We start from the raw sequence: 22,060 nt of genomic DNA on the forward strand, positions 1-22,060 counted from the left end.
TCAGGCAGCATCGCGCTGCCCAACAGCGTCTTGCTCAGATCGAGCAGGCGCTACATTGCGAATAGCCCGTGTCCTGAAATACGGGGGCAAGATCAAGCACTGCGATGTCAGTCGAGCGGCTCGGCAAGCGTTCTGGACAAGCGCAAGTGGAGTGCTCTCGCGTCGTGCTGGTTCGCCCTACCTTTATTTCCTAAGCGGTGCTGTGCACTCCGACAGCGCCGCTCTCAGCTCGAGCTCGTACCCTTCGCGGATCTCGATCTCGGCCTGCGACGCTGCAACGTATCGGTCAATGTCGGCGCCAGGTCGCAGCGCGTCGGTGGGCATGGCCGGGCGCGTGGGTTCTTCGGCCTGGCATGCCACGGGCAAAGGCACCTTGATCTGCTGCAGCTGCGTCCCGCACCCGGCGAGCAGCAGGGACAGTGCGGCCGCGATGTGGCGTGGTGCTTTCATGGCGTGGTCCTCCCACTCAGCCAATCGTCGATGCGCACACGCGCGCTGCCGCAGTCATCGCCGCGCAGCGCTGGCGGCGTGGTGAGGATCAGGTTGGCGCGATCGCCTTTCGCCTTCGCGGCCCTGCGCGCGGCGGCCTGAGCCACCTTGGCCTCCGCCCCGCGCTTGTCGGCCAGTTCGCGGAGATCCTCGGTGGCGTCACTGCACGCCGTAGCCGCACTGCGGGCGTTGTCGCGCTCGACGGTCGCGGTGGCCAGATCATCCCGCGCACCGAGCCACGCCCAGCCGATGGAGGCATTGCCGGCCACGCTGACAGCAAGCGCGATCGCCAGGCCCATGATGAGCGGGTTCATACCGGCTTGATGCCCGATTCGGTGCCGCGGTTGCTGATCGTGATGATGCGATTCACGGCATTCGCCTGCGGCCGGCTGCTGACGTGCACCCAGCTGCCGAACTCGTGAATGAGCTGCCCGATGCCCAGCTGACTGACCAGCGGCGCCAGGGCGCGTGCGACCTCATACGGCGTGCCGAGTGCCGGCGCCTTGAAGTCCACGGCCATGGCGCGAGGGTGATCGCTCTTCGGATCGCTTCCGATCGCGGCATTCAGTGCCGGCGACCGATAGCCACTTGTCACGATGATGGGCACCGGGCGGCCGGCGAGGCGGGCCAGCTCGGCGCGGATGCGTTCCATCAGTTCACACGTCTGCACTGCGGTTCCGTGGAGCGCAGGCGGCAAGGTGTTGTCGATGCGCTTGCGCGTCGCCGTCTCACTGGCGATGAACTCCTCGAGCGAAAAGTGTGGGGTCAATTGCATGGTTGCTCCAGACGAAAAAAGCCCGCTCGAGGCGGGCACAGGTTGAAGGGACTGGTGGGCTACTTGTCGAGCTGCGGTGCGGCAACGGACGGCGGCGCATCGGGTGCGGCACTCCCGCGCAGCTTCCCGCTTGCATTGGCGATCGCGTCGGATGCAAGCCGGTCAAGCACGCCGAACCATCGGCCGCGGCTGAAGCCGGCGCCGACGATCAACAGAACACGGAGATCTCGCGCGATCGGCGGCAACGTGATGTAGGGGATGGCGCTGGCCCATGAGTTGTAGCCCTGGATCGCCAGGTACATAGCGGCGCCGCCGATCAGCGCGACCACCAGATCCTTCAGCAGCAGCGTCCTGACGTTGCCGACCAGGGCGCGCTCCGACACCAGCGTGAAGATCGTTCGCGCAGCGCCGCCCAGCAGTCCGGCTGCAGCTGCGAACGCAAGCGACATCCAGTCGTAGGCGATCAAGTCCTGAGCGAGCGTGTTGTTGGCCCAGCAGAGCGCGCTGTAGCAAGCCAGCCAAGCGAAGAGCAGGCCGTTAATCGTTCGCTGCATTGATGTACTCCCTCATTTGTTGCGCATTGACCGAGACAGCGAAGATCCCGGCGATGAAAAGACAGACCACGGCCCTGATGACGTAGGCCCCCTCCACGCCCCCGACGTCGAGCGGCACAGCCATGTTGGCCAGGACCATCCACGTGACCGCAGCGCCGACAGCCGCGCCGGCGGCCCATCGGCGCGGATGTCGGACGGCGAGCAAGTCCGGCCGGAAAAGCAGCGTGAAGAGGTGCGGCAGCGCGCCAAGGAAGCACAAGCCGAACGAGCCGACCACACACCGGCGCGACCAGGCCAGCGATGCCACTCGAGTGAGCATCGCGTCGGGTACGGTGAAGATGTAGTAAATCGGCTCGGCCAGCAGCAGCAGGAACACGGCAGTGATGAACGAGGCTTGCAGCCGCACCTCCGCGCGGTCCTGGTTGTGCGGCAGGCTAGGCGCCGTGGCGATGTAGCGGCGCAGGTCGTCGACGTGCACGAGCATCGCGGTCCCGAGCAAGCCATCGGCAATGCCGGCGCGCAAACGGGACCACGCGCGGTTGGCCCAAAGGAAGATTCGCATGATCTACATCAGCACGATGCCGCGCGTCAACCCGCGCTGTTTCGCGCGCCCGTAGGCGGCCATACCCTGAGAAGGTGTGAACTTCCCGGCGTGTGGAATCCACTCGGCAAAGACACCCGGCGACTGAAATAACGCGTCCTGGTAGTACAGATTGCCGGCGCCGAGCTTGCGCGGGGGCGTCGTGGCCAGACGCGTCCCGCTGGTGGTCGTCGACGCCACCGCGCCGCCAAGCTGAGCAGTACAGATGTTCCCGTCGTAGGAGAGCATCACGAACAGCCAACTCGAGCCAGGCACCATGCCCGGCGGGTTCGCAAGATTCGGGGTGACAAGACCGCGAACGTTGGCCTTATGCACGTTGCCAGCCTCGCAGAAGATGCTGACCCCACCGTCCGCAGCGTTGCGCGTGAGGTTGCCCAGCAGCATTGCGCTGTCGGTTGGCCCCGGCGCCCGAACCACAGCGCAGATCGTTTGGGCAGAGGCTTCGGAGATCGGCGACATAAGACCAGCACGGCCCGCACCCGTCGTGAGAAAGCCAGCGCCCTGCGTCGGCGCGGCTGCAATGGCTGCCGTAGCGGTGGCACCCGTGCCAGGCCCGCCGAACGAGACAGTCGGCGGCGTCGTGTAAGGCGTGGTGCCGGGGTCTGTCACATACACCGCGGTGACCACGCCAGCTGCGACTACGGCAGCGGCGGTCATACCGACACCGTCGCCACCCGTCAAGGTCACTGTCGGCGCCGTGGTGTAGCCGGTACCTCCCGCGCCGACAGTGATCACGCAATTGCGCGCCATCGGCAAACCATACATGCGCCCGAGCATCGACGGATTGTCGGCACCGAAGATCCAGTGCTCGAGGGCGGTGGGCTCATAGATGGATGGAAACGCCGGCGCCACCTTCGAGGAGTCGACGAACAACTTCGCTCCGAAGACAGGCTTTCCGAGGACGAGAAAATTACTGGCGGTCATGCAAGCTCCAAGACGTTGATAGGCAGTTGAAAAGCAAGTGCGCGATGCGCCATCGAATACGACGTATCGGTGATGAGGCACGCATCGGGAGTGGTGTCGCGAAGGTTCCCGCTGGCCCCTGCAGTGATCGTGAGACCAGCACCGAGGTAGTCGAGGCCATACCGGACCCTGGGGTTCGTACCGAGCGCGCGGCCCAATGTCATCGTGACCTCTCGACCCAAGGCTCGAATGTTCGAGATAGGAACGGTGCCCGTGTCGTCCAAGACCCGAATTCCATAGTCCGTAGCCGGGTAGGTTTTGGCGTCTATGACCAGTTGCCGCGGCGTCTCACATCGAACGGCCAGCTCAAGTCCCACCGCTGTCGCGGAGGTGCCGATCACCTTGGATGGCACGTTGCCGTTGATGACCAGTTCTTTACCGGCACGGCCCAGAATTCGCCCCTGAAGCAAGTGACCGACGTTCGTACGATGCAGGTTGTCCGAGCTGAAGGGAATGTAGTAAGTCGGGTTGACCAAGTGGATCAGCGGGTGCTGCCGCGCGGCCTCGTTCTGGGCAAGGATGATTGCTCCGCCAGAACTGACCGCCCTATAAGAGCACTGCACAAGCAGCATGTGAACGGGCGCCGTTTGCCCCGTAATGGCGCGCACGTCAATGTCGATGTCAGTCGCAATCTGCAGCTGCTCGGCGAGGTACGTGGCGTAGCTGGTGCCTTCATCGCAATCGGTCTCGCCTTCGATGAAGGCCACGAATTGAACGGCGTAGGTCTTTCCAGCAGCCGTTGCAATCGCCTTCGCGGCCGTTACGTGCGCCAGGAATCGCGTGTAGAACACCGTCCCCTTTTTGATGTTCACAATCTTCTGGCCACCTTGCCCAGGCGCCGAGGTGAACATGACAAGGTCTGCAGCCGAGAAGCCGTTCTCGATCATGGCCAGGCGGGTCATCCAGTTCACCATGCCACTGCAAATGGTCTCGCCACGATCTCCGCTGTTGACGCCGCCTTCGCTCAGCGAGTCTTCCACACATGGCTTGCTTGCGGTCTGACCTGCCGCCGCCTTTGGGCCACCCGCAAAGGTCAGGTTGAGATATGGCTGGACTGTAGAGAGTGGCGGTTGCCCTTTTGCACCTACCGTATTGCTTTGGCCCAATGATGGTGCCCCATTGACTTGGGCCAACACACTGCGCGCCTGCATCGGAAGCGGCACAGGGGAATAGCCGGACAATGCACCGATGCGCTCGGCGAGATCCCCAGCCGGCATGCCGGTTGACGCATAGACGCCCAGCTGCACATTCATGCCGCCCGCGTCTGGGGCTCCGACGATCGGCAGCAAGTCGTCGGCCGGGTTGTCGTACTTCGCGATGCCCGCACCGCCCATAGCAGCGAACTCTTGAGCATCGCTGCGAAGCCGATCTGGAATGACTCCCACAGGCGTGCCGCTGACCGCATCGACTCCAAGCAAGATGCCACCATTTGGATCCCCAGCGATGGGCAAGACATCGCTCGTCGACGTGCTGAGGTACAGGCCCGGCGCGCTGTCCACCATCTTTTCGATGAGGCGTGAATCCGGCACGATCCCAGTGATCATGGACTCATCCGCGTTGATGCGTCTGCGCCGCGACACGGCGACGCGCGCCCCATCGCCCTCGACTCTGTACGACTCGCCGTCCGCGACGGCCGCTCGGCCGGCCGCATCAGTTGGAAAGTCTCCTGCTGCAATCAGGATAGAGTCGAGCGCGCCATCCACATGGCCCTTCACAAGCTCGATAGCTGCACGATCTACAGCAACAGCGGCACGGTTCTGCCCGGTTTCCGTGACCGCGGCCTGCGCATCCAGCTCAGCCAACATAGCTTGGATCTGCCCGTCCACCGCTGCCACTTTGGCATTGATCGAAACTGCAGCAGCAAGCGCCGAGTCCAGGAATGACCAACGGCCTGCCGTTTGATCGGCCGTGAAGCTGCCACTTGAGACATGCCCAGACTGCGCAATATAGAGCGCCCCAGACCGCTCGACATAGTCACCAGCCGCATAGGCGGTACCAGCCGCCCAAGAGCCCCTGGCTTTGTTCGCATACGGCATCGAGGCCGCATGGTCCCAGAACTGCTGCAGCCATCCCTTGAACGGGTCCCACTGCTGCGGCGTGTCAAGTTGATCCCTTGCTGGCAAAGACATCGGTCACCTCACTCGGTAGAAAAAGAAAATTGATCGGAAAGATTCAGGTCCGCCGTGATGGCCGACCACACGTCGTAGGCCGCGACCCGGACGTAGTAGCTGGTGTCGACGACCAGCCCCGCGGCCACGGCCGTAAGCGCGACACCGTCATAGATCTGAGTGCCCTCCCCCGCCTTCGGGTCAAAGTCCTCGACATCGCTGATCCAGACCCGGTAGCCGGCCCGGTCCGTCTCCGGCGCCGCGTCCCATGTCAGCGTGCGTGTAAGGCCAGTGCCGCTGGCCGCGATGCCCTCGACCGCCGCCGGCGCCGGATTGGTAACGACCAGGTCGGACCACGGCCCTGCGCCGGCCTCGTTGACACCGCGCACGCGCAACAGGTACTCCCGCAGTGGGCCGCCGTCATCGACGGCGTCCGCATTGAGGTACCGGAACACCTGTGCAGACGTCGAGACACTCCGCAGCAACGAAACGCCGGCGGCGCTGCGCACCTCGACCTCGTAGCCATACGCTCGAGCAGAAGGCCCCCAATTCGCCTCAAAGTACGTCGAGACAAACGGCGCAGTCAAAGCAAGCGCCGGCGGTGCCGTGGGTCTCGACTGCCGGGCAACCACGTCCAGCAGCAGCGGCGACACCTCATCAAGCCCCTGCTCTGCCGTGCCCAGCACATTGCGCCCGGTGGCCTTCAAGTACATCGTCTTGCCGAGCAGATCCGCCGGCACGTCAACGTGCAGCACCGCCTCATCCAGGCGCATCCAGGAGGCGCCCGTGCTGTGAGGATCGTTGTCGCTGCCGTACAGGCCGCGGCGCAGATAGGTCAAGTCGAAGGCCTGAGCGCCGGTGAGCTCCGCGTCGCGATATGCGAGTAGTTCTCCGTCGACCCACATCAGGCTGCGTGCGGCGTCGACGTCCGGCTGCGCGACTGTGGCCAGCGCGACAGCCTTGCCCGACACCGCGACCCGCAGCGTGTGCGCGGTGTCGGGGTCGACAACGCCGGCGGCCAGGTTCGCCGTCAGCGTGCCCATGCGCGCGCGGATGTTGAAGGTGCCCAGGCGCCGGTAGTCCGTGCCCGTGTCGCTGATCCACAAGGTAGCACCGCCCCAGTTCACCCCGGCAGTCGCGCCCACCCAGACCTGCTGCACGTTGTTCGTCGCGGCCGTGGGCATCAGCACGGCGCGCAACGTCGTGGGATCGATGACCGCCGGCGAGTTGCCATAGCCGCCGCTGGCCTGGCTGGCCTGCGTCACTGCGCCGGTGATCTCGACGTCCTCAGCCGTGATCGCCAGGCCCCCCTCGTCGCCGATCTCTGCGATCTCGACGATGCGCACCGCCCGAGTCCCCAGGTCGATGCGGGCGTCAGCGATGGCAATGATGTCGACGGGCTCGAGCAGATCGAAGTTGACCGGCAGGTTGAACTTGTAGGTGCCCTGCACGCTCAGGATCTGACGAAGGCGCAGCTGGGCCACGATGGCAGCAATGGCCGTTTCCGCGATTTCCGACGCCTGGAACACGTCCGGCTCGGGGATCAGACCGAATGCGTCAATCGCGGCCTTGTCCTCGGCGCTCTCGACTGCCTCCGCGTAGTTGCCCGCACGATTGACGTACTGCACGCTGACCCGGTTGTACCGGTCTGCAGGCGCGGCCCGCTGTTCCTCGATCGGCTCGTTGATGTCGTCGTCGGTGATCAGATAGACCGGGCCACTGTGCTCTGGCAGCGGCGTGAAACCGCCGATGGCTTCGGTGGCCAGCGGCACCAGCGTGAAGCCGTCGACGCGCCACAGCGGCCGCGCAAAGCACAGCTCTGCGATCTGTTTGACGTACTCGAACACGCTCTTGCGTTCGGTGTACAACGGGCTCAGGAAGATCCCCATCGCCGAGCACCAGGCGCGAAACTGCGAGAGGTTGCCCAGCCACGTGGCGCCTGGCACCGCGCCGTACAGCGGGTCGGTCAGGAGGTCAGTGCAGACGTCTGCAGGGTTGACATCAGGGATCTCGCCCGACACCTGCTGCCGCGCGTCGACCTCGAAGGAGTACTGCTTCAGCCCGGCCGAGCCCGACAGGTCAAGGCCAGTGCCGCCGACGTACGCCAGGCCGCTGTAACCCAACGCCTGCCCCGGGTGCGCCGTGGTCAGATAGCCCCATGGCGCCTGGCCTTGATAGCCGGCAGCATGCGTGGAGAACCCTGCTGCCTGAAGCGCGTTGAATGTCTCGGTCGTGCCCGACTTCAGGTAGTAGATGGTCACCGCCACGCCCACCAGGTCGATGCCGAAGGTATAGACGCCGGCGGCCACGGTGTAGTCGGTCACGTTAGCTTCGCCGGTAGCCGCATCGCGCACACCGGCATCGCTGAGCCAACGGCTCGGCTCAGGCACCGTGACTTTGCGGGTGACGTCGATCGTCGCCGTGAGGCTCAGCTGCTGCGGCGGGTACACCTTGCTGCCACCGACGAGAACGTCCTTGTCGCGCCAGACGCGGCGTGGAAGGCCATTCAACTGCCCGGCGCACAGGCCGAGCACGGCAGAGGCCTGGTAGGTGTAGTTCACCTGCGTCACACCGCCGCCGCCCTTGCCGCCCTGCGTCTCCCGATGCTCGATGGCCACGAAGTCGCCGAACCAGAGCAGGTTGGGCGCGACACGTCGGCGGCCCCACACCATTGGGATCGCCACGCCCTGAGAGCTCGACTGGACCTGCAGCGTGCTCAGCCGATCGGCATAGCTCGTAGTGCTCTTGCCGCCGAACATCCCGCTCATGCCGGAACCTCGGCCGATGGCTGCACCCGGTACACCGGCCCCATGCGCCCGGCCAGCGCAGTGCTGTCGGCCTGGTCCAGGGTGACGCGGCCTGCAGGCCGGTATGCATGGATGATCGTCGGCCAGGCGACAACGATCGCCGCATGGCTGTGCGTGCGCCCCACCCTGAATGTGACGATGTCCGCAGGCTGCGGCTCACCGTCGACCCGCTCAGCATGTCGATCCAGGCCGGCGAGATAGCGCTCTTCGGTGTGGTGCAGCATCCAGTCGATGGGGTACGGCCGCGGGTCGATAAAGGGCACGATGCCGGCAGCGTGATACACGCAGGCGAGCAGCATGATGCAGTCGACACCCGCGCCGAGCACTGCGCCCTGGTGCAGATAGGGCGTGTTGAGCCACCGGTGCGCTTCGGTGAGCACCGCGGCTTGCTGATCGAGGGTCATAGAGCGGTCTCTGGCTCAGGGATGAAGGGCGTACCGCGGTACATCAACCGGTTGTTGAACTTCGCGCAGCCGCCAGCGCCAAGGGTGCGGTCGCAACCCGGCGTGAGAATGAAGCTGTCGCCGGCGACGGGCGCAGACGGCAGCGGATCGAAAAGAGTGACGACACCGCCGGCCAGGTGCTGCCGAACGGTCCGCCGCAAGCCGGCCAGCTGGCCACCGGTCCACAACAGGACGCCGGCAGTGAACCAACCGGCCGGCTCGCCACGCCCAGTGATCACGGTGCGCAATGTGCTACCCGCCGCGGCATTCCCGCCGACCTGCCACGCCGCACGGTTGAGCCCACAGCCAGCGTCGAAGAGCGTATTGATGCAGGCGGCCTGGTAGACCGGCGGCACCGATCGGTTCAAGGTCTCGGCCGTCGATCGCAGATCAAATTTCAGCGCACCGTCCCGCATCGAATGCTTGCCCAGGCTTCCATGGAAGCGTGGCAGGATGCCGCGCAGGTTCCCGAAGGCATCGAAGTAGGCGCGCGAGAGCACGAACTTCGCAGAGTCCCAGATGCCCGCGCGGATGGCTGCGGCCACCGGCATCGCATTCAGGCGATCGCTGCTGCGCGGGTACAACGTCACGGTGCACGAGCTCACCTCGACGCCCGCGGTGAACTTGAGCCGCGTGCGCTCCCACAGCAGCGCGAGCGATGACCAGGTGGCGCCGCCGTCGACGACGTCGCGGCCGGTGGCAAAGCGCCATACCGAGCCGTCGGGCAGCGACACCGTCAGCATCTCCGAAATCTGCACGTTGCGGGCCGTGGGCAACCACGCGGCCAATGCTGGATGGGACTTCATAAGATGTTCTGCAGGCTGGCCACAAGGTTGATCGTCCCGGTGCTGTAGAGCCGCCGCATGAATTCGTTGTACTCAAGGCGATCTGAGCCGAAGCGCGCGCGAAAGTAGTAGGTCCCGCTCCAGGCCAACACTGCGCCCGCAGCGGGCGCCACCGCGAACTCCACGATGCCGCCTGGCAGCAACGTGTAGGAACCCGGCAGCGGCGCGACGTCGCCAGCCGTCGGCCAGCCGTAGTACTGCGGCCAGAAGAAGGACTCGACGTCATAGGGGAACCACACGCGACCCGGCGCCGAATCGGCGGACGGGTTGTGCACCGGCTCTGCGAAATCGCCGATCCGCCGCAGCAGTTGGAAGTGACGCGTGACACCATCGCCCTGACCAAAAATCAGGTTGCTCGCAACGCTGTCGTGAGGGTCCTTGAAAAGGAACGACTCGAACGAGCCGCCTTGCTGCAGGAAGAACCCGAGGATCTTCTGCAGCTCACCGATCTGGCGCGACTCGCGCAGCACTTCGTACGTCAGGTCGACGCTGTACTTCGGCCACTGCCGATGCCGCAGGCGGCGCTCGGCACCGCTCAGGGCTTCGTAGATCGACGTCTTGAAGCTCGGCGCGCGCTTGCGGTCCCACTTCAGGCCTGGCAGATCGCCGGGATAGAGAGCGTCGCTCATGTCAAAAGCCCTTGAACATGAAATCGCGCTGGGAACTGCCCAGCGCCTTGACCAGGTCGCCACGGTGCAGCATCAGCCACTCACCAGGAGGCATGCCGCGAATGACTGCAGGCGATGCCGACGCGCCGACCCCACCACCGCCCGCACCACCACCGCGGGCCATTTGCCGCAGCGGATTGGCCAGGTCCGCGGGCAGCACCATTTCCTCCTCGTGGAGTTGGGTCATCGGGTTCAGGCCGCTGGGAATGTCGAAGCCGCCGGCGGCGCTCGGGACCTTGCCGGCCATGCCAGCAACCGCAGCGAAAACGGCCGCCATCGCCGCGATGGCCAGGATCGGGCCGATGTAGGGAATGGATGCCTGCGATGCCGCCGCTCCTGAGCCGGCCTCGGCGGCATTCGCGCCGATGGTCGTCAGCGACAGGAGTCGCTCTTTCGCGGCAGCGACAACTTTCGCGGCCAAGGGCTTCAGGATGGTCTCCTGAATGATGGACCGGCCGATGCCCTGCAGCACGCCCAGCAGGCTACTGCCGAGACTGCGCCAGTTCCCCAGCAGCGCATTCGTCATGCCGCCGAGGCCTTGCTGAATCTGATCGACCAGGGCGAGCATCGGGGTCGCCTGCTCAGCCACCTGTGCACGAGCGACCTCGGCGTTCAGCGCGTTGTACTTGCGCCGGATCTCGAGCTTCTGCAGCTCGAGCTGCTCGAGCAGCACCACATTCTTTTCCGGGTCGAGCTGCGCCATGCCGATCTTCAGCGCGATGAAGTCGAGCTCGGCCTGCAGCCGCTGCGCGTTGAATGCCTTTTCCCGCTCCAGGAACTCGGCTTGAGTGATCAGCCCCAGATCCCGCTCCGCCTGGCTGCGCGCCTGCAATTCCGCGACGTGAGCAGCGGTAGCGGCCGCGGCGTCCTGATTGCGCGCGGACTGGATGTCCTGCGCATCGCGGGCACCATCGCGCAGGATCTGCACCTCCAACCGGCTGACCTTCAGCGCGATCGCTGCGCGGTCCTTTGCATACAGGTCCTGCCTGGAAAGGAGCTGCTGCCAGTAGGTGAGCTCCTGGTCCTTGTTGAACTCGCGCATGGTGTTCTCGCGCTCATAGCTGAGCTTGAGGCCGTTGAGGCGCGTTTCGTACTCTTTCATCAGGGAGGGCTCGGCCTCCTTCTTTTCCTTCTTCGCCTTCTCCGGCGGGGCCACGTAGGTCTTGGTCCCTTCATTGACTGCAGGCGCAGACACCGAGTCGCGGGAGAACAGCGCATTGATCTTCGTGGCGGTCTTGGTGGACGATGCGACCATGTTGTCCATGGCGGTCGACCAGGCGCCGTTGACCACGGTGCCGATGTTGCGGATCTCGTCAGCCGCGCCTCGGAAGTCGCCCGTCATCGTCTTGTAGATGGCCACGCCGAGCGCACGAATCGGCTCTGCGATATTGATGACCACCGCGTTGATGGTCTCGCCGACGATGACCACGCCGTTGACCAGGCCGTAGAACGCTGCCACCAACGTACCGACCGCAAGGCGCGTGACGACGATCGCCGCCGGTACGACGGCGTTAAACATGTTGATCAGGTCGGTGACGACCGGCATGAGGGCATCGCCCATGGCCTTCTTGAGACCGAGCACCGCATAGCCAGCGGTGTCAGTCGCCTGGTCGTAGGCCTCATAGGCAGCGACGCTATTCGTGCCGATCTCCAGCCGGTACCGCTCGACGGTCTCGGCGGCCTCCTCGACTGCTTCCTTGTTCAGCAGGAACAAACGCGAAGACGTGTCCACGCCCTTGCCGAACACCACCGCGGACGCCATGGCGCGGTCGGTGCCCTCCTTGTAACCATTGAGCGTGGCGATGCCGTCGACCACGATCTCATTGAGCGGGCGCAGGTTGCCCGCCGCATCACGGGTGGCCAGCCCCATCTTGTTCATTTGCTCTTCGTTTTCCTTGAGCTGCTTGGCGATGCCGCGAGCTGCTGCGACGAAGTCGTTTTGTTCCCCACCCTTGCCGGCGAGGGCAACGATGTAGGCCTGCGCGTTGGTCGCTGCAACGCCGAGTTGGCGCGAAAGGTTCGTCGCGCCCTCGGTCATGTCCGCAGTTTCCTTGACCGTGTCATGGAGGAAACCGGCCGTCAGCACGGTCGCCAGGCCGGCGAGCGCCGTCTGCACCAGGCCGATCGGGCTCACCAGCTTGCCGAGCGCCGCACCCACACCGCTCTCGCCATCGCGCGCGCTGTCGACCAGGCGACGCATCGCGGCACGAAACGGGGATTCGTCGCCTTCGACGACGAAGCCAGTTTTGTTTTCGTTGGACATGTGGTGTGGACTCAGTGGACTGCTGTGACGTCGCCAATCAGGTCGAGCATCGGATCGTTGGGCTTGCCGGGAAACACCGGCACGCCTGCCTGCGAAGCCGCAACCACGACCTCATCGAATGTGGAAACGGTCGCGGGTGCAGACGTCTGCACCGTGGCGCCTGTAGGTGACTCCACCTTCAAGCCCAGGTAGCTCGCGATGCGCCGAAGCTGCACCGCTGCGGGCGGAACTTCACGCCAGAATTTGCACATCGCCAGGTAGATCGGGATGTCACAGTGATTCATGACGTGCTCCCAGTGCCAGTGGGTGCCGCTGATCAAGTGGGCAGCAATGCTGTCCCAGTCGACTCCCCCAGCTTGGCGCCCTCCCCTGGCGCCTGGTCACCGGCTGCGGCCTCCGCTTCGGCGAGCTTCTTCTTGCGCAGCAGGCCAGCAGCATCGAGCACGGCATTGAACAGATCCCAGATCGACTCCAGGCCGATGTTCTCGGCGACGAATTCGGCATCCATGTCGGCATAGTTGCGCTTCAAGGCCTCGTGCGCCAGGTTCACGATCGTGTCGATCGCACCGCCCGAGAGCGGCACGGAGCCGGTGCTCGTCTCCTGCCCGAGCGCGTCGATCGCGGCGCCATGCCGCTTGAGCGTGGCCAGCGAGCAAGGCGGGACGATGTAGATCTTCCCGTCGATCGGAAACGGGATGCCGGCGATCTTCGGCGGATGGCTGGTCGCGGGAGGCAGGGTGGTCATGGCGAATCAATGAAAAAGCCCGCAGGGCCTGGTGGCGCTGCGGGCGGGTTGCGGGTGTCAGTCCGAAGGGGTGAGGCTCAGTACTGGCAGATGTAGCCGACCTGGTTCGACGCGTCCGCCGATGCGTCCGCATCGATGTCCGACATCGTGAAGTCGTCATTCTTGAAGGGCAGCGACAGCTTGCCCACGACGTTGTTGTTGAGCTTCATGACGTTCGTCTTGCCCTGGTAATGGTTGTAGAACAGCGCCGCAAACGCCGGCGTGTAGCCCATCAGGTTGTTGCTCAGCGTGTAGAGCGAGCTGGTGGCGTCATCGACGATGGAGTACTCGTAGCTGACCAGCACCGGGATCGCAGCGTCCTGGCTGGCGAACGTGTAGATGCCTGTCGCTGGGACCACGCTGTACTCGCCGATGGCCGGCGACGCACCGACGCGCTTCATCGGGGCGCCGGTGAGCCCGTTCATGACGCCCAGGTCGGAGACGAACACGCCAGTGGATGGGGGATCGATGCTCACCGTGTATGGCCCCGTTGCAGGGACAACCTCAGCGGCATCGATGACAGCGGCCTTGCGCAGCTTCGCTGCGGTGGCACCCAGCACCAGCGCGCCCAGCAGGCCGCCGCTGAAGTCGCCGGACTTCGCTTTCCAGCTGATCTTGCCCTTTCCGCGGCCGATGGCGACCGGGAACTGGCGCTCGCCGTACAGCTGCTTGCCCTCGAAGGAAATATCGACAGACACATCCTGCAGGATGCCGACCACGATGGGTGCGGCGTTGGCGATCGGCGCGCCGAGCGCGTCGAATGTGGGGACGGCAATCAGCTTGCCCGCTCCGAAAAGAATCATGGTGTGCTCCAGACGCGCCAGGCGCGCAGATGAAAGGTGGAATCAATAGACCGGCGCGAGCAGGTTGAACTCACGCGCGGCCAGGGTCAGCGAATAGGTGTGCACCGCCCAGCCGGCAGTGCCGTCGGCGCTGTCCTTCGACCAGTTCGACCGAACCCAACGAATGCGCTGCGCAAGGCCGCCCAGCGTCGGGTCGGCCATCAGCCGCGCGTGTGCCAATGACCAGATGGGCGACGCCAACTTGCGCGCCGATACCTCGTGGCCCTGTGCGTCGATCGCGCTGCGGGTGTAGATGGCCAGCTGCATCTGCAGCTCGACGGCGACCACGCTGCGCAGCGGCCCGTTGTCGCCCAACGTGCGCGACTCGGCATCGACCAGGCGCACGTCGATAGCCGGGGCGTCATCCTTCACGAAGGCCACCGAGCGGTCCTCGGACACTTGCGTGACGCCCGCGCCGATGCCTTGCAGCGTCAGGATGAATGCATCGACCGCCTGGTCGACCAGGGTCTCCGTCACAGGCCCACCTCGCTGGTGGTTTCGAGCGTGGTCCGGGTGAAGTAGCCGTCCGCCTTCCTTTGCGGAGGCATGCGCACCCGGTAAGCCTGGCCCTTGATGCGCAGCGCCTCACCCACGCGCAGCGGCGGAACGACGCTCGACGTGACGTATTCGATCTCGATGTCCGTGGTCTGGACGGCGTCGCCGAGGATGAGGCCGTCCGGTTGCACGAAACCGACGTCGATGTCCACCACCGGAATGCTCTGCAGCCGCGTGGCACGCGCGAGCATGCCAGCAGCCTTGAAGGCCGGAAACAGAATCGACGGATCGAAGAAGTCCATGGCGCTCAGCGAATGGCGGCGTCGAGCAGGACCGTGCCGATGGCGCTCGGATTCGCGGCCGCGAGCGCTGCCGCACCGATGACGACATTGTTCGTGGCCACGGTGGTCACCAGCTTCGCCGTGTCGTCCCAATAGACCTTGGCGCCCTGCGTCCAGGCCTGCGCACTGACCTTCGGCAGTTCAAACACGCCATCGCGCTTGAACTCACCTTCTGCGCCCTGCGCCACGTCCTTGACGGCAACGCCGAAGATGGTGCCGACCAGGTGGCCGCCGCCGGATGCAACCGCTGCAAGGGCGATCAGCGTGAGCGTGTTGCCCGCTTGAACATAGTTCTTCATGAAAATCTCCGATGAAATTGAAAGGGATGAAGCAGCGCGGCCGGCGCGCTGCATGAGGTGCTCGACGCGGCTTAGGCGCCCGGGTTCTTGTAGAGGCCGCGGAAGTCGATCGCCTTGGCGGCGAACACGTGGCGGGCCTTGATCAGCACGCCGTCGACCTCGAAGCCTTCCTTGCGCTCGGTGAACAGGCCTTCCTCGCCTTCGAGGTAGGCGTACTCGATGGTGTCCACGCGCGAAGGCGTCGATGACAGGTACCAGGTGTTGCCCTCGATCCGGTTGTCGACGATCACCGTCAGCGCGGTGTTGTAGGCCGGGTTGATGTCCACGCCCTTGGTCGCGACGTAGTTCACGCTGGTGTACTGGTTCGCTTCCTGTTCCTTGTCGGGGCCAACGATCAGGAAATCGGGCGTCAGGTTGAGCGCGCGGCCTTGTGCGCCCTTCTGCTTGCGCATCGCGGCGCGGGCAGCACCCAGCGTGGTGACGTTGATCGCGCCGTTGCTTCCTGCCAGGTTGCCGTGATCGGCCACGAACAGCGCCTTGCCGTCGCCCATGTTGGCGTTGGCGCTCAGGATGCCGTACACGATGTCGCCTTCGAGGCCGGAGGCTTCCTCGGCAATCATCAGCGGGAGGCGATCGAAGGCGCCCATGTCGTCGTTGACCAGCGCTTCCCAGGTGATCGCGATGATGCCGCCGTACTTCGACAGGCTGTATTTCTCGGCGCTCTCGCCGAACTTGAGCATCTTGTATTCGCCGCCCTCGTTGACCTTCTGCATCTTGGTCAACTCGGACAGCTGCACCACGGCCTTCTCGCGGAAGTCAGGCGCCGTGCTGCGACGGGTCCAGGGCGCGAACGTGCGCGGCGCGAGCTGGTACGCAGCACGCAGCGAGCGGCTGACGGTGTTCGCCAGCACGTTCGGGAAGTCGCTGGTGCTCAGCATGCCGGCCGAGCGACGCGCGTCGCTGTCCAGGTTGAGCGATGCCAGCGCGACCTCGCGCCGGGTGAGGCCGTCCGGGTTGCCGCCGGCCAGGGTCACGCTGCGGCGCGCCAGGTCGATCAGCGACATGCCACGGAAGCGGCGCGCACCGGCCACGTCGATCGTGCGCTCGCCGAACGTGGTGGCACCAGGGCGCACGCGCAGGACGATGGCATCTTCCATGTGCGCGCGGGCGGTCTCCACCTCGTCGGCGGTGGTTCTGAGGTCGGCAGCGCCGCGGGTGGCGGTGGCCGCGCTGCGCGTGGCGAGCGCCTCGAGCACTTCGCGCCGGGCGCCGTCGACGTCGGTGCCGGCGTCGATCAGCCGGACAGCCAGCGCATCAGCGTCGGCGCCGAGCGTGGAGCGTGCCGCATTGGCTGCGGCGCGGATCTCGGTTTGGCGGGTGCGCTCGGCCTGTGCACCTGCAGCGCGAGCTGCGATGACTTCAGGGGAATCGGGGACGGCGTTGCCGCCAGTGGTTGCGGGCATGGTTGCTCCTGGAGGGTTAGAACGGACTACGGCTTGATCTCCCACCGCGGGAGTTGGGGGCGCTGCTGCAAGCACTGCAGCTGCGCGCTGTTGGGTTGCGGGTTCGGCCTCGTTCATGAGGCACGGGTAGGTGCGGATCTGGCGGCCGTCAGGCAGACGTCCGTCGGCGCTGCGCACCTGCGAGTCGATGTCGGCGGGGATGGCAACGAGCGAGACCTCCAGCGGGGTCCAGCGGGTCACGTTGTAGACCCACATGCCGGCTTCCTCGCTGGGCGCCACCATCTCGACGGCTTGCCGCTGGTAGCCGACCGACACGTTGCGGATGACGCGATCGGCCAGGTCCTGCACGATGCCGCGCACGCTGTCGCGGCGGCTGAGCTGCGACTGCACGGTGCCGACGCCGCCGGCGATCTCCGGCTGGTCGACCACACCGATCTGATCTTCGAGCGTGTACGCCCAATGGCTGTTGAGCAGCGGCGCGCCACGCTCCAGCCGCGACAGGTCGATGGCCTCGGGCGTCACCTGCAGCTGCTCGAGGTAGTAGCGCCCGTTGACCCAGTCGTAGCGGCGCACGGCCGCACCGGTCGTGAAGACCAGCTCGAACGTGGCCGCGGGCGTGTCGGTGGCTGCACCGCCCTCGCCTTCCTCTGCGCGGCGGAATCCGCGGATCTCCATGCTGACGCTGCCGAGCGGCAGTTCAGCGGTTCGGTTCGCAACTGGCATGAATACTCCTTGTGGAAAAAAGAAGGCCCGCGGTGCGATGCACGGCGGGCCGGGTGGTGGATGGGGGAAAGATCAGGTGTTGTCGGCAGGGTGGCTCAGCACATCGGCGCCGGACAGGCCGAGCTCGCTGACGGCGGCATCGGTGTCGGTCACGATGCCGGCTTCCTTGAGCGCCGCGAGCTCATGCTTGCGCTCGGCGATGAAGGTTTCCAGATCGGTGCCGTCCTCGCGCAGCACGTCGCTGAGCGTGCGGGCGCCGGCCCGGATCGCTTCCTTGTAGGTCATCGTGTCCTTGAGCGGATCGACCTGGTACTTGCGCGGCATCGCGTACTTGTCCTTGGTCACCTCGCCCAGCTTCACGCCACCCAGCAAAGCGGCCTCGCGCCACCAGGTGCGAATCGGCTGCAGGACCTTCGGCACCAGGTTGAGCCATTGCTCCTGCTCGACCATTTGGCGGAACTCGATCAGGCCCATGCGGTTGCTGCTGAAGTTGGCCTGGCTCATGTCGCCCGTCAGCTGCGCGTACGTGATGCCGGCCCCGACGGCGAGCGCGTGCAGCTGGTGACGCATGAACTCACCGCCACCGGACGACGGCATCGGATTGTTGAACGTCACGGCGTCGCTGGTGCCGATGCGCGCGATCATGCCGGGGCGCATTTTCTCGACGCCCTTTTCGCCAGCCAGGCCCAGCTGCTTGTCCGGCCCGCTGCTGCTGATGATGGCCATGACACAGGCCTCCATCTTTTTGCGGACCTGCTCGGCATCGTTCCAGTCGGCCGTGTCTCGATACCGCATCAGGCTGACGGCCAGCTCCGAGACGCCGCGCACGGCACTCGGGCGGTCCTTGGCGAAGTAGTGGATAACGTCTTTCGCGGGCACGCGCTGGCTCTCGAAGCTGCGCAGGCGTGATTGCGCGATCTCGCCAGGGTGCTCGGGAAACAGCCAGTAGGCAACGCACTCGCCGAGCGCGTCGTATTCCTTGCCCAGGATGCAGATGTTGCCGCCGTTGCCGACGGGGCCGGTGCGGTTCTCATCCAGATAGTCGGGCTCGAGGAGCTGGATTTGCATGGGCACGGCCAGGCCATCGGTCAGACGGCGCCAGCGACGACGAAACAGGATCTCGCCGGCGCTGAACCGCTCGCGCGCCCCCAGTCGCAGAAGCCCGCCCAAGCAGTCATCGCCCGAGGCGTCGCATTGCTGACTTTCCGACCAGGCCTTCCAGGCGGCACGCTCGATCTCGTCATCTGGCGTGATCGTGATGCCGTAGCCCACGACATTGCTCGCGAACACCGCCACGGCGCGCTTGGCATATTCGTTGTTCTCGATGATGTCGCGCGATCGATTACGGATGCGCGCGAGCCCTTGCGAGAGCTGCGCGTTCGCCGTGCCGCCGTTGGCCTGCCAGCCTGCCGTGCGCCGACCCATCTTCGCAGCGTCGTACCCCCGCGCATGCTCGAGGCCCATGCGCGCGTAGCTGCGGCGCAAGGCCCACGCCGGCGCCACCGCCTCGATCGTTCGCTCGAACAGGCTGCTGCCAACGATGGGGCGGCTAGGCATCAGGTCGGAATCCATGACTGTCAGTCCCGGCAGTAGCTGGTCACGGTCGGCACGCCGCGATTGGGGGCACCGTCGAGCATGCCATTGGCGCGCAGTTCCTCGCGCATTTCTGCGCGCAATTCACGCAGTTCGTTCAACGAATGGAACGTCACTTCCTTGTCGGCGTAGCGCACCTTCAACGTGCCGCCTGCAATCGCCGTCTCGATGGCCTCGAGCTGGGCAATGGTGAAACCTGCCATGTTGATCCTTCAATACCAGTTATCGGGCACGTCAGGCACCCAGTTGTCGTGTTCGTGTCGGTCCTGCGATGCGCCCGCAGACTCGCCCTCTTCCACCGTCGCCAGTTCCTGTGCAGACGTCTGCACCGGCTCCGCCTCACCCTCGCTCAGCACCTCCTCGGTCACCGATGCCGAAGTGAACATGTCGTGTATCCGCGGTTGCAGCAATCGCTCCAGTTCATCCCAGTCCGCCGCACTCGCGCTGTGGATGGCCACGCGCGGGTGTTGCGCCGCCGCGTACGCATACACCCAGGTGTCCAAGGGCTCGTTGCGCTTGTGGCGCTTCAGCCACTTGCCCGTGTCAGCGTCGTAGTACTCGCTGGCCATGCCCGCGAAGAACGTGTCCGGCATGTCCTTGGAGAATCGGACCATGTACTCCTCGGGCACCTCATGCCTGGTGTCGCCATCGATGCGCGCGTACAGGGCACTCTTCGCGGTGTCAGTGCCGACCATCCAGAGATCGACACCGTTGCGGTCCACGTCGCCGCGTTCGTTCTTGATGTCTTGCTTCCGCGGGCGGTTCAATACGGGTCGGTTCGCCTGGTTGTGCCCCTTGATCACTATGACGTCGTCATGCCGATACTTGCGGCCGTACTTGTAGGCCTCGTTCGTGTGGCCATCCTGCCCGTTGCCCGAATCGATGGTGGTCATCGAGATCCGCAGGTCGATGCCGAACATGTTCCTGATCGGCTTGCGGCGGTAGTCCGTGATCACCTCCCACTCCGCGGAGCGGGATGGGTCGGCCGGAATCTCGACGTAGTCCACCGTGTGGCAGCGCTCGCCCCGTGCCCAGGCAACCAGGTGAAGCGCGAAGTAACCCTTCTGCACGTCCACGCCCAACGTCAGGATCAGGTACCCGGGCAGCACGGTCCGCAACTTGAAGCCTTCGGCGCGGGCCTTCATGTGAGTGACCTCGACCTCGCTGCTGTGGTCCTCGTACGGAAGGCCGTCGTGCAGATTGACGAAGGTCTGAAGTTTCGCCGGGTCGCCGCCCGCGTCCAGGAACTTCTGGATGCGTTCGCCCCAGGTGAAGCCCAGGCCGATCGGGCTGTAGTAGCCGCTGATGTGATAGCCGCGCTTCGCCCGATCGGGGTACCGATGGCGCCATTCGCCGGCCTCCAGCATCTGCGGCTTGAACCGCTCTTCGATCGGCTCCCTGCAGCCGATGCACTGGTACGTGGCGGTGTGCGGCCACTGGTGCACCACGCCGTCGTCGTCGATGGTTTCCTTCCAACGCAATTGCCCGAACACCAGCGTCTGCATGTGACCGCAGTGCGGGCACGGCACGAAGTACTCGCCCTGGCTGCTGGCCTCGTACTCCTCCTCGATCACCGACGCACCCTTGATCTTCGGCGTGCTGGTCTTGAGGATCTTCCGGCGCGGATAGTTGGCCGTCCGCTGCTCGGCCAGCTTCACCGGGCTGCCTTCGTCGCGCAGGCTCAGCGGGTAGCGGTCGACCTCATCGAGCGCGAGTTTCTTGATCGGCTTCGAGGCCAGCTCGCTGGGACTGTTGCTCCAGCCCATGTACAGCACGCCGCCCGGGAAATTCTTCTCCGTCCGCTTGTTGCCGCTGTCTCGCTTGCGAGAGGAAGGGATCAGCGCGCGGATTCGATCCATCGCCTCGATCGCAGGGTCCAGGCGCTGGCTGACGAAATCGCTCACCGCCTTCTCGGTCGGCTGCACGACCAGCATCGCGCAGGGGTCCTGGTCGATCGACTCGAATACGAAGTTGAGCAGCACCTCGGTCTTCAGGACCTGCGACGCCGCCATGATCACGACCTCTTGCGTCCTCGACTTCGAGCTGAGCTCGTCCATCGGTTCCCGCGCGTACGGCGTGCGGCTGGTTCGCCACTGGCCACCCTCGGGCGAGCTCTTCGACGGCACGATCCGGTACTTGTCGGCCCACTCCGAAACCAGCAGTTTCTCCGGCAGCGCCCAGGCGGCGGCTGCGGCGCGAAGCAGCGCCGCGTAACCGTCCTGGAGGTTCACGCGCCGGACGCCGGCAGAGCGGCCAGATTGGCGAGCTTCAACTGGAGCGCGGCGCAGATCCGCTGCACCTCCGTCTCGATGGCCGCGTACACCTTGCCGGTGTCGGTCTCGGGAGTGACGATGGGCGTCAGCCGATCGGGTAGCGACATGATCTCGCCGCGTGCGGCCACCATCGCGTCGACCACGGCGCGCGAGATCGGCGCCAGTTCAACGACGGTGCCCTTGAGCTGCGCCAGCTCGATGGCCTCACGCTCGGCCCGGCTCTGCTCGGTGCTCAAGCGAGCAGCCATCAACGCGGTCTGGTTTTCCGAACCGATCTTCGGGCCGGCAGGTGGCGCGGCGTCAGCACGAGCGTCGGCACCGCTCACAGTCGCCTGCGTCTGCGGTCCGCCTGGCACTCCGGCCTGGCGCTGACCGCCCCTCAGAGGATTGGCCGACATGTTCATACCGGCGCGCACGGACTCGATGTCCACGGAGCCATCGGCCAACGTGCTGCATCGCTGCGCCTTGATCGCCTTGCGGATGGCGGTGTCGCTCACGCCGAGCTGGCGCGCGCACTCCCTGATCGACACACCCGTCGGCTGACCATCGAACAGTTCCATTTTCCTCTGCAAACCTTGTGAATGCGAACCCTGCGAACCTGCGAACCAACCTGCAAACTCTGCAATGACGGATTGAATGCGGCCCGAATTACCCGCACGGGGACCCCCCCGGGGAGGACCCGCCGACGCACCAACGAGGTGCATTTCTGATGCCTCCCCAGGGGATCGCAC

At 65.2% G+C, this 22,060-nt stretch carries 23 protein-coding genes; all 23 read right to left on the reverse strand.

What is annotated here, in order from left to right; all coding sequences use genetic code 11:
* Positions 1-183 precede the first annotated feature (183 nt).
* Positions 184-450, reverse strand: coding sequence for a hypothetical protein (locus J2W36_RS24185; protein ID WP_307692336.1), 267 nt, complete (start codon positions 448-450; stop codon positions 184-186).
* Positions 447-803 carry a hypothetical protein gene (locus J2W36_RS24190; RefSeq protein WP_307692337.1) on the reverse strand — a complete coding sequence of 119 codons (357 nt, stop codon included), beginning with the start codon at positions 801-803 and terminating at the stop codon, positions 447-449. Before J2W36_RS24190 ends, J2W36_RS24185 begins: the two co-directional genes overlap by 4 nt.
* Positions 800-1,264 (reverse strand): D-Ala-D-Ala carboxypeptidase family metallohydrolase, encoded by a 465-nt coding sequence (locus J2W36_RS24195; protein WP_307692338.1) that lies wholly within the window; start codon positions 1,262-1,264, stop codon positions 800-802. Before J2W36_RS24195 ends, J2W36_RS24190 begins: the two co-directional genes overlap by 4 nt.
* A gap of 59 nt (positions 1,265-1,323) precedes the next feature.
* Positions 1,324-1,818 (reverse strand): hypothetical protein, encoded by a 495-nt coding sequence (locus tag J2W36_RS24200; RefSeq protein ID WP_307692339.1) that lies wholly within the window; start codon positions 1,816-1,818, stop codon positions 1,324-1,326.
* Positions 1,802-2,380, reverse strand: a complete 579-nt coding sequence (locus J2W36_RS24205; protein ID WP_307692340.1) for a hypothetical protein — start codon at positions 2,378-2,380, stop codon at positions 1,802-1,804. Before J2W36_RS24205 ends, J2W36_RS24200 begins: the two co-directional genes overlap by 17 nt.
* 3 nt (positions 2,381-2,383) lie before the next feature.
* Positions 2,384-3,343, reverse strand: coding sequence for a hypothetical protein (locus tag J2W36_RS24210; protein WP_307692341.1), 960 nt, complete (start codon positions 3,341-3,343; stop codon positions 2,384-2,386).
* Complete coding sequence (locus J2W36_RS24215; protein WP_307692342.1) at positions 3,340-5,511, reverse strand: hypothetical protein; 2,172 nt, start codon at positions 5,509-5,511, stop codon at positions 3,340-3,342. Before J2W36_RS24215 ends, J2W36_RS24210 begins: the two co-directional genes overlap by 4 nt.
* Positions 5,512-5,519: 8 nt before the next feature.
* A complete protein-coding gene (locus J2W36_RS24220) occupies positions 5,520-8,258 on the reverse strand; it encodes a phage tail protein (RefSeq protein ID WP_307692343.1) in 2,739 nt (912 codons plus the stop codon).
* On the reverse strand, positions 8,255-8,701 hold the full coding sequence (locus J2W36_RS24225) for an NlpC/P60 family protein (RefSeq protein ID WP_307692344.1): 447 nt from the start codon (positions 8,699-8,701) through the stop codon (positions 8,255-8,257). Before J2W36_RS24225 ends, J2W36_RS24220 begins: the two co-directional genes overlap by 4 nt.
* Positions 8,698-9,546, reverse strand: coding sequence for a DUF2163 domain-containing protein (locus J2W36_RS24230; RefSeq protein WP_307692345.1), 849 nt, complete (start codon positions 9,544-9,546; stop codon positions 8,698-8,700). Before J2W36_RS24230 ends, J2W36_RS24225 begins: the two co-directional genes overlap by 4 nt.
* On the reverse strand, positions 9,543-10,214 hold the full coding sequence (locus tag J2W36_RS24235) for a DUF2460 domain-containing protein (RefSeq protein ID WP_307692346.1): 672 nt from the start codon (positions 10,212-10,214) through the stop codon (positions 9,543-9,545). The genes J2W36_RS24230 and J2W36_RS24235 overlap by 4 nt, the downstream gene beginning before the upstream one ends.
* Before the next feature lies 1 nt (position 10,215).
* Positions 10,216-12,516 (reverse strand): phage tail tape measure protein, encoded by a 2,301-nt coding sequence (locus tag J2W36_RS24240; protein ID WP_307692347.1) that lies wholly within the window; start codon positions 12,514-12,516, stop codon positions 10,216-10,218.
* Between the two features lie 11 nt (positions 12,517-12,527).
* The gene (locus J2W36_RS24245) at positions 12,528-12,800 is read right to left on the reverse strand and encodes a hypothetical protein (protein WP_307692348.1); all 273 of its coding nucleotides are present in this window, start codon (positions 12,798-12,800) and stop codon (positions 12,528-12,530) included.
* Positions 12,801-12,832: 32 nt separating this feature from the next.
* Positions 12,833-13,261 carry a hypothetical protein gene (locus tag J2W36_RS24250; RefSeq protein ID WP_307692349.1) on the reverse strand — a complete coding sequence of 143 codons (429 nt, stop codon included), beginning with the start codon at positions 13,259-13,261 and terminating at the stop codon, positions 12,833-12,835.
* Positions 13,262-13,338: 77 nt separating this feature from the next.
* Positions 13,339-14,103, reverse strand: a complete 765-nt coding sequence (locus tag J2W36_RS24255; protein ID WP_307692350.1) for a hypothetical protein — start codon at positions 14,101-14,103, stop codon at positions 13,339-13,341.
* Positions 14,104-14,145: 42 nt separating this feature from the next.
* Complete coding sequence (locus J2W36_RS24260) at positions 14,146-14,619, reverse strand: hypothetical protein (protein WP_307692351.1); 474 nt, start codon at positions 14,617-14,619, stop codon at positions 14,146-14,148.
* Complete coding sequence (locus tag J2W36_RS24265) at positions 14,616-14,939, reverse strand: hypothetical protein (protein WP_307692352.1); 324 nt, start codon at positions 14,937-14,939, stop codon at positions 14,616-14,618. Before J2W36_RS24265 ends, J2W36_RS24260 begins: the two co-directional genes overlap by 4 nt.
* A 5-nt stretch (positions 14,940-14,944) precedes the next feature.
* On the reverse strand, positions 14,945-15,277 hold the full coding sequence (locus J2W36_RS24270) for a DUF2190 family protein (protein ID WP_307692353.1): 333 nt from the start codon (positions 15,275-15,277) through the stop codon (positions 14,945-14,947).
* Positions 15,278-15,348: 71 nt separating this feature from the next.
* Entirely contained in the window at positions 15,349-17,463 is a 2,115-nt protein-coding gene (locus tag J2W36_RS24275; RefSeq protein ID WP_307692354.1) for a prohead protease/major capsid protein fusion protein, read from the reverse strand.
* Positions 17,464-17,535: 72 nt separating this feature from the next.
* Positions 17,536-19,035: a phage portal protein gene (locus J2W36_RS24280; protein WP_307692355.1), complete on the reverse strand. Its 1,500-nt coding sequence runs from the start codon at positions 19,033-19,035 to the stop codon at positions 17,536-17,538.
* Positions 19,036-19,040: 5 nt separating this feature from the next.
* Positions 19,041-19,259: a phage head-tail joining protein gene (locus J2W36_RS24285; RefSeq protein WP_307692356.1), complete on the reverse strand. Its 219-nt coding sequence runs from the start codon at positions 19,257-19,259 to the stop codon at positions 19,041-19,043.
* A gap of 9 nt (positions 19,260-19,268) precedes the next feature.
* Positions 19,269-21,287, reverse strand: a complete 2,019-nt coding sequence (locus J2W36_RS24290) for a phage terminase large subunit family protein (protein ID WP_307692357.1) — start codon at positions 21,285-21,287, stop codon at positions 19,269-19,271.
* Positions 21,284-21,889: a hypothetical protein gene (locus tag J2W36_RS24295; RefSeq protein WP_307692358.1), complete on the reverse strand. Its 606-nt coding sequence runs from the start codon at positions 21,887-21,889 to the stop codon at positions 21,284-21,286. The genes J2W36_RS24290 and J2W36_RS24295 overlap by 4 nt, the downstream gene beginning before the upstream one ends.
* Between the last annotated feature and the right edge of the window lie 171 nt (positions 21,890-22,060).

The organism is Variovorax ginsengisoli, from assembly GCF_030811835.1.
Taxonomy (GTDB): domain Bacteria; phylum Pseudomonadota; class Gammaproteobacteria; order Burkholderiales; family Burkholderiaceae_C; genus Variovorax; species Variovorax ginsengisoli_C.